Origin of the sequence: Staphylococcus sp. HMSC070D05 (genome assembly GCF_001815595.1) — a bacterium.
In the GTDB taxonomy this organism is placed as follows: Bacteria; Bacillota; Bacilli; order Staphylococcales; family Staphylococcaceae; genus Staphylococcus; species Staphylococcus hominis.
On the sequence record NZ_KV821119.1, the window covers coordinates 1 to 11,729 of the forward strand.

The 11,729-nt window shown below is 32.0% G+C and carries 13 protein-coding genes, 1 tRNA gene and 1 riboswitch; of the genes, 9 read left to right on the plus strand and 5 right to left on the minus strand.

From position 1 onward, the window contains the following. The first annotated feature begins 81 nt into the window (after positions 1-81). From HMPREF3046_RS05100 to menC, 3 genes are all read left to right on the plus strand, one after another. Positions 82-172: transfer RNA gene (locus tag HMPREF3046_RS05100), tRNA-Ser, on the plus strand. Between the two features lie 299 nt (positions 173-471). Beyond that, the gene (gene menE, locus HMPREF3046_RS05105; protein ID WP_070717119.1) at positions 472-1,866 is read left to right on the plus strand and encodes an o-succinylbenzoate--CoA ligase; all 1,395 of its coding nucleotides are present in this window, start codon (positions 472-474) and stop codon (positions 1,864-1,866) included. Further along, a complete protein-coding gene (gene menC, locus HMPREF3046_RS05110; protein WP_070717122.1) occupies positions 1,867-2,874 on the plus strand; it encodes an o-succinylbenzoate synthase in 1,008 nt (335 codons plus the stop codon). It begins immediately after the preceding gene. Here the strand turns inward: menC and yidD are convergent. After that, a complete protein-coding gene (yidD, locus tag HMPREF3046_RS05115; protein ID WP_070717125.1) occupies positions 2,865-3,110 on the minus strand; it encodes a membrane protein insertion efficiency factor YidD in 246 nt (81 codons plus the stop codon). The two genes, menC and yidD, sit on opposite strands and share 10 nt — an antisense overlap. Before the next feature lie 67 nt (positions 3,111-3,177). Between yidD and ytkD the strand changes: the two genes are divergently transcribed. Continuing rightward, complete coding sequence (gene ytkD / locus HMPREF3046_RS05120; RefSeq protein WP_070717127.1) at positions 3,178-3,651, plus strand: RNA deprotection pyrophosphohydrolase; 474 nt, start codon at positions 3,178-3,180, stop codon at positions 3,649-3,651. Then, positions 3,632-4,411, plus strand: a complete 780-nt coding sequence (locus HMPREF3046_RS05125) for an alpha/beta hydrolase family protein (protein WP_083316369.1) — start codon at positions 3,632-3,634, stop codon at positions 4,409-4,411. Before ytkD ends, HMPREF3046_RS05125 begins: the two co-directional genes overlap by 20 nt. A gap of 40 nt (positions 4,412-4,451) precedes the next feature. On the opposite strand, the gene pckA is transcribed toward HMPREF3046_RS05125, so the two are convergent. Further along, complete coding sequence (pckA, locus tag HMPREF3046_RS05130; RefSeq protein WP_049418263.1) at positions 4,452-6,044, minus strand: phosphoenolpyruvate carboxykinase (ATP); 1,593 nt, start codon at positions 6,042-6,044, stop codon at positions 4,452-4,454. A 158-nt stretch (positions 6,045-6,202) separates the two neighbouring features. Then, positions 6,203-6,315: riboswitch (SAM riboswitch) on the plus strand. Between the two features lie 114 nt (positions 6,316-6,429). Here pckA and metK point away from each other — a divergent pair. From metK to HMPREF3046_RS05145, 3 genes are all read left to right on the plus strand, one after another. Continuing rightward, the gene (gene metK / locus HMPREF3046_RS05135; protein ID WP_070717129.1) at positions 6,430-7,626 is read left to right on the plus strand and encodes a methionine adenosyltransferase; all 1,197 of its coding nucleotides are present in this window, start codon (positions 6,430-6,432) and stop codon (positions 7,624-7,626) included. A gap of 98 nt (positions 7,627-7,724) precedes the next feature. Beyond that, positions 7,725-8,636, plus strand: a complete 912-nt coding sequence (locus HMPREF3046_RS05140; protein ID WP_070717133.1) for an NERD domain-containing protein — start codon at positions 7,725-7,727, stop codon at positions 8,634-8,636. A gap of 115 nt (positions 8,637-8,751) precedes the next feature. Then, positions 8,752-9,588, plus strand: coding sequence for an aldo/keto reductase (locus tag HMPREF3046_RS05145; RefSeq protein ID WP_070717137.1), 837 nt, complete (start codon positions 8,752-8,754; stop codon positions 9,586-9,588). Between the two features lie 57 nt (positions 9,589-9,645). Here HMPREF3046_RS05145 and HMPREF3046_RS05150 read toward each other — a convergent pair whose 3' ends face one another. The 3 genes from HMPREF3046_RS05150 to HMPREF3046_RS05160 are packed head-to-tail and all read right to left on the minus strand — an operon-like array spanning position 9,646 to position 10,709. Next, positions 9,646-9,999 (minus strand): fluoride efflux transporter FluC, encoded by a 354-nt coding sequence (locus HMPREF3046_RS05150; RefSeq protein ID WP_070717140.1) that lies wholly within the window; start codon positions 9,997-9,999, stop codon positions 9,646-9,648. Next, positions 9,996-10,361 (minus strand): fluoride efflux transporter CrcB, encoded by a 366-nt coding sequence (gene crcB / locus HMPREF3046_RS05155; protein ID WP_070717143.1) that lies wholly within the window; start codon positions 10,359-10,361, stop codon positions 9,996-9,998. The genes HMPREF3046_RS05150 and crcB overlap by 4 nt, the downstream gene beginning before the upstream one ends. A gap of 39 nt (positions 10,362-10,400) precedes the next feature. Then, positions 10,401-10,709, minus strand: a complete 309-nt coding sequence (locus tag HMPREF3046_RS05160) for a hypothetical protein (RefSeq protein WP_070717145.1) — start codon at positions 10,707-10,709, stop codon at positions 10,401-10,403. A gap of 245 nt (positions 10,710-10,954) precedes the next feature. On the opposite strand from HMPREF3046_RS05160, the gene HMPREF3046_RS05165 reads away from it, so the two are divergent. Continuing rightward, positions 10,955-11,668, plus strand: a complete 714-nt coding sequence (locus HMPREF3046_RS05165; RefSeq protein WP_070717148.1) for a transaldolase — start codon at positions 10,955-10,957, stop codon at positions 11,666-11,668. Positions 11,669-11,729 lie beyond the last annotated feature (61 nt).

Genomic DNA, 11,729 nt, shown 5'->3' on the forward strand with positions numbered 1-11,729 from the left:
GGTAACACGGGTTCGAGTCCCGTAGGAGTCATATAAACAGAAGTGAAACATCGCTTCTGTTTTTTTATTTAATTGAATAGAGGAGAGTTGTCCGAGTCTGGCTGAAGGAGCACGCCTGGAAAGTGTGTAGGCGCTTTATCGCGTCTCAAGGGTTCGAATCCCTTACTCTCCGTATCAAAAGCTTTATATCATAGGGTTTAGACTTAGCAAGTGTCAATTATGTGTCAAGAAAATAATTCTCTGACATGTTGACCTTGCTCTTTTTATGTTCTTACTCTCCGTACAGTAGCTCAGAATGGTTATTTTCCATTCTGAGTTTTTTATAGCTACAAGTATTTAACTATATTTATCTAAAAAGGCTAATATCTTTTAAAAAATAAAACAATCACAACATAAATTTAAACATGAATCCTGTTAAGTCATTTAAAAATCGTTATAATATAGTGTGTATAACTATTGGAGGAATGAATAGTGGAATTTTGGTTAAAAGAGCAAAGTATAAAAAACAAAAACAAAATTGCGGTTACAGATGGTAAATATACATTAACATATAATCAATTATATTCTGAAGCGTATCAGCTTTCAAAGAAATTATTATCTTTAAATGAAAGTAGGGTAGGACTATATATTGGAAATGACATTGATTCTGTTATTTTAGTGCATGCATGTTGGTTAGCGCAAATTGAAATTGCAATGATCAATACACGATTAACAACAACTGAAATGACCAATCAAATGAACTCAGTGAATGTTCAACTTATTTTAACTACAAAAGAGTTCGATTTATCTTCACATCAATTTCTCTCGTTTAATCAACTCAGCGATTATCCTGAAACGCCTAATCGTAAACAATTTGATATTCATCGTATTGCATCTATTATGTTTACATCAGGGACGACAGGACCCCAAAAAGCCGTACCTCAAACGTTTAAAAATCACTATGCAAGTGCATTAGGCTGTAAAGAAAGTCTAGGATTTGATCAACAAACGATATGGTTATCGGTTCTTCCAATTTATCATATTTCAGGACTGAGCGTGATTTTACGTGCTATCATTGAAGGGTTTACTGTACGTTTATTAAATAAATATAATACTGAAGATATGCTGACTATTATTAAAAACGAATATCCTACACATGTGTCACTTGTGCCACAAACGTTAAAGTGGCTAATGGATGCTGGTTTAAATAAACCATACTCAATTGAAAAAATATTACTTGGGGGTGCTAAATTATCATCTACGCTCATACAACAGGCATTGAGTTATCAATTACCTATTTATAATTCTTTTGGAATGACGGAAACATGTTCGCAGTTCCTAACCGCTTCGCCAGATATGTTAGCTAAACGATATGATACAGTAGGTAAACCAAGTAATAACGTTGAAGTATGCATTAAACAACTTAATGAAGAGGGACATGGTGAATTACTTATAAAAGGCGACAATGTAATGAATGGATATTTGTATCCTAAAGATTTGGATAACACATTTGAAGATGGTTTCTTTAAAACAGGAGATATTGCAGAAATAGATAGTGATGGTTTTGTAATGGTTTATGATCGACGTAAAGACCTTATTATTAGTGGTGGAGAAAATATCTATCCTTATGAAATTGAAACAGTGGCTAAAACATTCAATGGAATTATAGATGCAGTATGTGTACCTAAAGAAGACGATACTTGGGGTCAGATTCCAGCACTTTACTATGTCGCAAGTGAAACAATTGAGGTTAATGACCTTATAGATTTCTTACAAGAACATTTAGCAAAATATAAAGTTCCTAAGATATATCAACACGTCAATGCATTACCTTATACTTCTACTGGAAAATTACAACGTAATAAAGTTGGAACTGAGGACCATTAAATGAAAATCATTGATACACAATTTTATTACTATACCGCACCATTTCATTCTCCGATTACGACGCCTAAAGTCGATATGACACATCGTAAAGCACTTATAGTACGATTTATTTCTGATGAAGGGAAAAGTTATTTTGGTGAATGTAATGCATTTGAAACGGATTGGTATGATACTGAAACAATTGAGACAGTAAAAATACGAATACAACAATGGTCAAAAAAGATTTTAAATCATTCATTTAATACATTTAGTGACTGGTTACCTTATCTTGATTTATTAGATAGTTATCCAACTACTAGATGTACTGTTGTGATGGCGGTTTATCAGATGTTTTATTCACAACCGTGCTTTAATGTTGAATATGGGGCAACAGTAAGTGGTTTATCTTTTTCACAATTACAAACACTTAAAGACACAAAGCCAGCACGTATTAAATTAAAATGGAGTTCTCATCTCATTAACGATATAAAAAAGCTACGAAATGAACTTCCATTTGAATTTAATCTTGCACTCGATGCAAATGAAGCACTGGATATGTCACAATTTCACTTATTAAAAGAGATTGATCAACATGATATTCTATACGTTGAAGAACCATTTAAAGATTTAAATGATTTAAGTTATATAGATGTTACTCATTATCCTGCTATTGCTATTGATGAAAAAGCAACGGATTTACAATCAATTTTGAAAATTATTCATCAATATCCTATCACTGCAGTTGTGGTTAAACCATTTAGACTGGGAGGAATAGATAGAGCGCTAGAACTTATTCACTTATTAAAAGAGAAAGATATTAAAGTGATTGTTGGTGGGATGTATGAATATGGACTTAGTCGATATTTTACTGCTTTATTAGCAAAAGAGGGATCTTATCCAGGAGATATTACTCCAGATGGATATTATTTTGAAACAGACTTTACACAAGGCATAGGCATATTAAAAGAAGGATTGATATATTTCAATCCCCCTAAAGTTAATATGAATGCATTATCTGTTTATGAATGATGATGTGTATGTTTGTCTTTTTTTAAAGGCACTGGATCAAATCCGCCTTCATGAAATGGATGGCATTTTAAAATACGTTTTACTCCCATATAGCCACCTTTAAATGCGCCATATACTTCTATAGCTTCTTTAGTATATTCAGAACAAGTAGGATAGAATCGACATGTTGGTGGTGTCATAGGGGAGATGAAATGCTGATAAAAACGAATGACGCTTAGAAATAATTTTTTAAGCATAAATAAACCTCCTATAGACATTAGATTATTAAATAATTTTACCACATTTAAGAGGGGGATGAGTGATATGGAGTTTATCGATCAAGAGGATAGACGAGTCACGATGCAATATAAAACTGATGACGATATACCAAACGGAAACCATGTTTTAGCTATTCCGATATTTCAAAATCAATTATTATTCACTAAACACTCTAAAAGAGGTATCGAGTTCCCTGGAGGTAAAGTTGAAATTAATGAAACGAGTCAACAAGCGATTGCTAGAGAACTTTATGAAGAAACAGGTGGAAAGATAGAAGCCTTATATTATATCGCACAATATCAAGTTCATACCTTTGATAAGTCACTTTTTAAAAAAGATGTGTATGTGATTAAAGTGAAATCCATTGAACATAAACATGATTATTTGGAAACAGAGGGTCCTATATTATTTCATCTAGTTAATGAGATTCCTGAGCACCAAAAAAGTTATTTAATTAAAGATGAAGCAATTTTAAAATGTTTAGAAAGGGTGAAAGATCTTGGGTATTACAAATATTAGAACAATGCCTGTTGAATCCAACACTCATCGATTTGAGGAAATAACTTATACAGTAGACGAGTTAAGGGTAAAAGCGTTACAGATGGTCCCATTGTATCATAATGTTAAACGTATTGTAGTTTATTTACGTGGTGGAAAAGGGCAAGTTGGTAGAGTAAGAGCTTCAAGACTTATGCAATTTTCTGATCCATATACATTAGTTATAGGACCCTATTATAGAGGAAGTAATGGTAGTGAAGGAAAAGATGAATTTTGTAATGCTGATTTACACGATGTAACAGTACTTATTCGACTATTAAAAAATAAGTATCCCCAAGCTTTCGTCCATATGATTGGATTTTCAAGAGGTGGAATTCAAGGTTTATTATCATTTCAGGATGATCCAGTTGATAGCTATATTATTTGGGGAGGCGTTTCAGATATTCATTTAATGTATGAAGAACGTGTGGATTTAAGAGGAATGCTAAGACGTATGGTAGGTCATCCGAAAAAAGATAAAGAGGCATATGAACAAAGAAATGCGATACGTACATTGAATCAAAATAGCCCACCTATTTTAATTGTACATGGTGGTAAAGATTGGCAAGTGGGTATACATCAAGCGTATTTTCTTCAAAAACAACTAGAACTTAAAGGGGTCAAACATGATACATTTTATCAACTTGAAGAAGGTCATGTACCAAGACCGAAAGCATTGAAAGAAGTTTTAGATTGTATACATCAATGGATGAATAATATAGAACAAGACTTACAAAGATGACTACAATGGTCATCTTTGTAAGTCTTTTGTTTATATATTATTAATGACTAAATCCACCATTTTTAGCAATATCTTTTACTTCATCTCCAAATTTTTTGAAGTTTTCTTCAAAACGTTGTTTTAAGTCATTAGCTTGATGACGATAAGCCTCAGGATCATTCCAAGCATGGATTGGATTTAAAATCGTTTTAGGCACATCTTCCATTTCAATTGGTATACTTAAACCAAATATTTCATCTTTAGTAAATGTAGCTTGTTTTAGTTTGCCAGAAATAGCTTGATCTACCATATAACGTGTATAATGTAAGCTGATACGACGTCCAACACCATATTTTCCACCCGTCCATCCTGTATTTACTAGATATACATCAACATCATGGTCATCAATTAGCTTACCAAGTAAATTCGCATATTTAGTAGGGTGCAAAGGTAAAAATGGAGCGCCAAAGCATGTTGAAAATGATGGTTCAGGTTCTGTCACGCCACGTTCAGTGCCAGCTAATTTTGACGTAAAACCACTTAAGAAATGATACATGGCCTGAGATTTAGATAATTTAGAAATAGGTGGAAGTACACCAAATGCATCTGCAGTTAAGAAAATAATTGTATTAGGGTGTGCGGCTTTAGAAGGTAATACGATATTATCGATATGATGAATTGGATAAGCAGCACGTGTGTTTTCTGTGTTCGTATTATCATCAAAATCAACATGGCCACGTTCATTAACAATTGTATTTTCAAGAATAGTACCATATTGAATGGCATTATAAATTTGAGGTTCTTTTTCTTTAGATAGGTGAATGGCTTTTGCATAGCAACCACCTTCAATGTTAAAAATACCATTTTTATTCCAACCATGTTCATCATCGCCAATTAATTTACGATTTGGAGTCGCTGATAATGTTGTTTTTCCTGTACCAGATAATCCAAAGAATAGAGCAACATCACCTTTTTCTCCAACATTGGCAGAACAATGCATACTCATAATATCTTGCATAGGTAATAAGTAGTTCATCACTGAAAAGATACCTTTTTTCATTTCTCCAGCGTATTCAGTACCACCAATTAAAATCACTTTATGTTTAAATGAAACAATAATAAATGTTTCAGAATGAGTACCATCAACGTCTGGATTAGCTTTAAAATGAGGGGCAGAAACGATAGTGAAATTTGGCTTAATATGACTTGCTTCCTCAATAGATTCAGGTCGGATAAACATGTTTTGGGCAAATAAATTATGCCATGCAAGCTCATTGATGATTTTTAATTTTAATTGTGAGTCTTTATCACTTCCGGCATAACCGTTAAAAACGTATAATTCCTCTTTTTGATCTAAATAATCTAATACTTTGTTGTATAAATTTAAAAACACGTCTTCATCTATAGGTTGATTAATGTCTCCCCAATCAATATTATCACGATATGAAGGTTCGTTAACGATAAATTTATCTTTTGGTGAACGACCAGTATATTTACCTGTACTCATATTAATTGCGCCAAGTTCAGTAAGTTCACCTTCATTATTGTTTAAAATTTTGTAATAAAGCTGAGTAGTAGAAAGTTGAAATAAAGTTGTTTCCTTTTCTAATAAGTGTTTGATTTTAGGTGTTTCACTGTATGTATCTATTGACATACAACATCCCTCCAAATATCTATTCATTTATTTATGTAAGCCTTTACATTAAAATAGTATAACATAATGATTTAATTATTCCATTGTAAATAAAAGAACATTTAAAAATCAAAATTGACAATTTTAAAGTATTTATGTAGTATAGGTCTTAACGGATTCTCTTATCCTGAGTGGTGGAGGGACATGGACCCAATGAAACCCAGCAACCTCTTTTTTTAAAAGAAAGGTGCCAAACCGTTTGCAGACGCAATAATTGTCTGAACGATAAGAGCGAATGGACGTTTAAGAGCCTTCTCTCTATCTAGGTAGTTGAGAAGGCTCTTTTATTTTAAGCTCATTGTCAAAAGAGAATTTTCGTAAATATAGTTAAAAAAAGGAGCAGATCATGACTTATAATAAACGTTTATTTACATCAGAGTCAGTGACAGAAGGACATCCAGATAAAATCGCCGATCAAGTATCTGATGCGATTTTAGATGAAATTTTAAAAGATGATCCTAATGCACGTGTCGCTTGTGAAACAACAGTAACAACAGGTATGGCTTTAATTTCTGGTGAAATTTCAACGTCTACATATGTAGATATTCCTAAAGTAGTACGCGAAACAATCAAAAATATTGGTTATACAAGAGCTAAATATGGTTACGATTATCAAACAATGGCTGTTTTAACAGCTATTGATGAACAATCACCTGATATTGCCCAAGGTGTAGATAAAGCACTTGAGTATCGCAATGATATATCTGAAGAAGAAATTGAAGCAACAGGTGCCGGAGACCAAGGATTAATGTTTGGTTATGCAACAAATGAAACAGAAACATATATGCCGCTTCCAATCTTTTTATCACATCAACTAGCGAAACGCTTATCAGATGTGCGTAAAGACGGTACCTTAGATTATTTACGTCCAGATGGTAAAGTTCAAGTAACAGTAGAATACGATGAAAATGATAAACCTAAACGTATTGATACGATTGTGGTATCTTCTCAACATGCTGAAGACATTGAATTAGAACAAATCCAAAAAGATATTAAAGAGCATGTCATTTATCCGACTGTGCCTGAAGATTTAATTGATGATGAAACTAAATTCTTTATTAATCCCACTGGCCGATTTGTTATTGGGGGGCCACAAGGAGACGCTGGTTTAACTGGAAGAAAAATTATCGTAGATACATATGGTGGTTATGCTCGTCATGGAGGCGGTTGTTTCAGTGGTAAAGATCCTACAAAAGTAGACCGATCTGCGGCATATGCAGCGAGATATGTTGCAAAAAATATTGTAGCAGCTGGATTAGCTGAGCAATGTGAAGTGCAATTAGCTTATGCAATTGGTGTAGCAGAACCTGTATCTATTGCTATTGATACATTTAAAACTGGTAAAGTTTCTGAAAGCCAATTAGTTGAAGCTGTAAGAAAACACTTTGATTTGAGACCAGCAGGTATCATTAAAATGCTTGATTTAAAACATCCTATTTACAAACAAACTGCTGCATACGGACACTTTGGTCGTACTGATATATTGTTACCATGGGAAAAATTAGATAAAGTGAATGTCCTAAAAGATGCCGTTCAAAAATAATGTAGGATATACATCAATTAATTAGGTTAAACCTCGAAATTATCGTCTATTTCTATTATAATAGATAGATATTGACAGTTTAAAAGGAGCGTTATCTAATGAATTCATTTGGACCGATTGAGATTGGTTTAATTGTAGCGATAATCATAGCGATTATATGTTTTATTCTATTTTTAGTTGCCTTGAAAAGTAAAAATAATATAAAACACAAAGCGAGTGAAGAATACAATCTCAAGGAACAACAACTCAAATCTTCACATGAGGAAGCACTTGAAAAAGAACGTATTGAAAATAAAAAACAAGTAACGAAACAAAAAGAAGAATTTGAAACTACAGTTAATGGAAAAGAACGTGAAATTGATGCTTTGAAATTATTTTCTAAAAATAAAAGTGAATACGTGACTGATATGAGACTCATTGGTATTAGAGACCGTTTAGTTAAAGAAAAACGTATTAGACGTGAAGATATGCATATAATGGCTAATGTTTTTTTACCAAGTAATGAATTTAATAATATTCAACGTATTAGTCATCTTGTGCTTACTAGAACGGGTTTATATATCATTGATTCACAATTATTAAAAGGTCATGTTTATAATGGAATTAGTGGCGCACAATTTCAAGAATTACCAATGCTGAAGCAAGTATTTGATACACTTGATTTAAATACACAAGCGCCTCAAACGTTAGTTCTTGATCAACATGAAGATAATCATTCGAAACTATCATTTATTAATTATTCTGATCAACTTTCTGCAATTGAGACGTTGGCTACAGATTTACAAACAGAATTAGGACTTAAATATAAGCCAACATCAATTTTATATTTTAATCCTAAACATAATAAAGACGTAACGATTTCAAACTATGCACAAAGCTCAAGTGTTAAGGTTTTAGTTGGTCCCGAACAACTTGACGAATTCTTTAACAAATTTGTATTCCATGGGCGTATTCAATATAATGTCGATGAATTACAAAATATTATGGATAAAATTGAATCATTTAACTAAGAGGGGCTACCATCAAAATTTTAAATTTTGATGGTACTTTTTTTATTACAAGCGATGTTCATAAATATACTTTTAGGGTATATACAGAATAGTTATTTTTAAAGGAGGAAGTAAAATGGACTATATTGAATTCTATAATGGAAATCAAATGCCAATGTTAGGACTTGGAACATTTCGAGTAGAAAACGACGATACTTGTAAAGAAGCAGTTAAACATGCCATTGAATCTGGGTATCGTAGCATAGATACTGCTAAAGTATATGGAAATGAAGAACAAGTAGGCCAAGGTATCAAAGAAGGATTAGAATCAACAGGTTTAAATAGAGAAGACATTTTTGTAACATCAAAATTATTCTTCGAAGATTTCGGACGTGAAAATGTGGCTCAAGCCTACGAAACTAGTATCCAAAAACTTGGATTAGATTATTTAGATTTGTACTTAGTACATTGGCCAGGAACAAATGAAGCCGTAATGATTGATACATGGAAAGGCATGGAAGATTTATATAAAGATAATAAAGTTAAAAATATTGGAGTTAGTAATTTCAATCCAGATCATTTTGAAGCATTATTAGCACAAGTTTCAATCAAACCAGTCATTAACCAAGTAGAATTTCATCCATACTTTACTCAAGAAAAACTTAGAACATATTTAGAAGCTCAAAATATTTATATGGAATCTTGGTCACCATTTATGAATGCACAAATTTTAAACGATGAAACGTTAAATGAAATTGGCAAAGAAGTTAATAAATCAGCAGCACAAGTTATTATTAAATGGAATATGCAACATAATGTCGTCGTTATTCCTAAATCAGTTACATCAAGCAGAATTGAAGAAAATATAGATGTATTTGATTTTGAATTATCAGAAGAGCAAATGAAACGAATTGATGATTTAAATAAAGATCAACGTATAGGGCCTGATCCAGATACATTTGAAGGTCAATAAATCTAATTTAAAAAGAGTGAACTTGTAGGTTAATTGACTACACAGTTCACTCTTTTGTTATATTATAAAACCAATCCAACAAGAAATAAATCCTATGACAAATTGCAATAGAGAATACATCATAAATTTAAAAAGTTTAAAAGACGGTGTTAGACATTGGGCAAGCTCATAAGACATGGTTGAAAATGTCGTTAAACCTCCTAAAAATCCGGTAATAAAAAACATATGTATCCAGTTTAAGTGAATAGAGAGCCCAGTCGTTAAACCAATGAGAAAACTTCCAATCCAGTTGACGATTAAAGTAGCAATAGGTATTGAAGTAGACCATTTGGATTTGGTGACATCAGTTAGCCATGCTCTAACGACAGCGCCAAAACCACCGCCAATCATAATTAAAAGAGCTTGTATCAAGATGTAAGACCTCCTAATTTCATACCTATCCAGCACAAGATAACACCAAAGCAATAACTCATTAACGCATAAACCACAGCTAAGATAATATCATGGCTGTAAAGTAATGTGACTAACTCAAATTGAAATGTTGAAAATGTTGTTAAAGCGCCTAAAAAACCAGTTGTAATACCTTTTTTAATTTTAGGATAATCTTTAAATAATTTAATTATTACTACAGATAGATAACCCATAAGAAAAGCACCTGACAGGTTAGCTATCAATGTGCCAATTGGAAAGGTGCTGCTCTGATTCATAAAGGAAAACAAAAATCTTAATAAAGCGCCCAACATACCACCTATAAACACGGAAATATATTGCATAACATACTCACCTTTATATAATATTTTATACATATTTGATTATGAAACAATGCCAAACGTTGTAACAGAAGCAAAAATATGGAACAAAATGACTACCAATATGACATAAGGTAATATTTTAGAAGCGGTCTTAATCCAATCTTTATTTTTATAATTTGAATGTTTAATTGCTTTATCAGAAAATATAATTGAAGCAATAAGGATGACAACATTTACAATACTACATGCAATTAATAAATTTTTTATTGATTTAAATTGAATGCTTAATAAAGGATTAAATGTATTAAAATAAAAGCTAATAATTAAAAGAATAACTGATATATAAAAATATTTTTTTGATTTAGACATAACAAACCTCCGATTTATACCATTAAATAATATTACCACATTTAATTTCATTTTTAATAGTACCTTTATCATAAGGTTTTAATTTTCAGAAAATTCAAAGCAAAACATTCGCATACATAAAAAAAGCATGATATAAATAACATAGCGAAATAGTAAAACATCTTGTACATAAAAAATGATCATACATATGGTGTCTTTTCATAAAGCAAGCTATATTCGTAATATAAACGAGAAGGGAAGATTTTATGACTCAATTAAATGTAGAAGTATTTGCAGATGGTGCAGATATCGAACAAATGAAAGCCGCATACAAAAATAAAGAAGTAGATGGTTTTACAACAAATCCTAGTTTAATGGCAAAAGCAGGTGTAACAGATTATAAATCTTTTGCAGAAGAAGCAGTACGTGAAATTCCAGATGCTTCTATATCATTTGAAGTATTCTCAGATGATTTAGACACAATGGAGAAAGAAGCAGAAATTTTAAAGCAATATGGTGACAATGTGTTTGTTAAAATACCAATTGTGAACTCAAAAGGTGAGTCTACAATTGAATTAATTAAAAAATTATCAGCTGATCATGTTCGTTTAAATGTAACTGCTGTTTATACAATTGAACAAGTTAAAGCTATTACAGAAGCAGTGACCGAAGGTGTACCTACATATATCTCTGTCTTTGCGGGACGTATTGCTGATACGGGTGTAGATCCACTTCCTTTAATGAAAGAATCTGTAAAAGTCTCACATAGTAAAAATGGTGTTAAATTATTATGGGCAAGTTGCCGTGAAGTGTTCAATGTTATCCAAGCTAATGAAATTGGCGCCGATATTATCACTTGTCCAGCAGATGTTGTTAAGAAAGTTAACAATAATCTTGGACGTGATATTAATGAATTGCCAGTGGATACAGTTCAAGGATTTGCAAAAGATATTAAAAATTCTGGATTATCTATATTGTAAAATCACTATATCTAATTATGACCAGAGTACGGGACATAAAGTATCTGGATAAGTGAAAAAA

Bases quoted from the DNA above. Each gene is read 5' to 3' on its own strand.
- yidD (WP_070717125.1), bottom strand. From the start codon at position 3,110: ATGCTTAAAAAATTATTTCTAAGCGTCATTCGTTTTTATCAGCATTTC.
- HMPREF3046_RS05140 (WP_070717133.1), top strand. From the start codon at position 7,725: ATGAATTCATTTGGACCGATTGAGATTGGTTTAATTGTAGCGATAATC.
- pckA (WP_049418263.1), bottom strand. From the start codon at position 6,044: ATGTCAATAGATACATACAGTGAAACACCTAAAATCAAACACTTATTA.
- HMPREF3046_RS05160 (WP_070717145.1), bottom strand. From the start codon at position 10,709: ATGTCTAAATCAAAAAAATATTTTTATATATCAGTTATTCTTTTAATT.
- HMPREF3046_RS05165 (WP_070717148.1), top strand. From the start codon at position 10,955: ATGACTCAATTAAATGTAGAAGTATTTGCAGATGGTGCAGATATCGAA.
- menC (WP_070717122.1), top strand. From the start codon at position 1,867: ATGAAAATCATTGATACACAATTTTATTACTATACCGCACCATTTCAT.
- ytkD (WP_070717127.1), top strand. From the start codon at position 3,178: ATGGAGTTTATCGATCAAGAGGATAGACGAGTCACGATGCAATATAAA.
- metK (WP_070717129.1), top strand. From the start codon at position 6,430: ATGACTTATAATAAACGTTTATTTACATCAGAGTCAGTGACAGAAGGA.
- HMPREF3046_RS05145 (WP_070717137.1), top strand. From the start codon at position 8,752: ATGGACTATATTGAATTCTATAATGGAAATCAAATGCCAATGTTAGGA.
- crcB (WP_070717143.1), bottom strand. From the start codon at position 10,361: ATGCAATATATTTCCGTGTTTATAGGTGGTATGTTGGGCGCTTTATTA.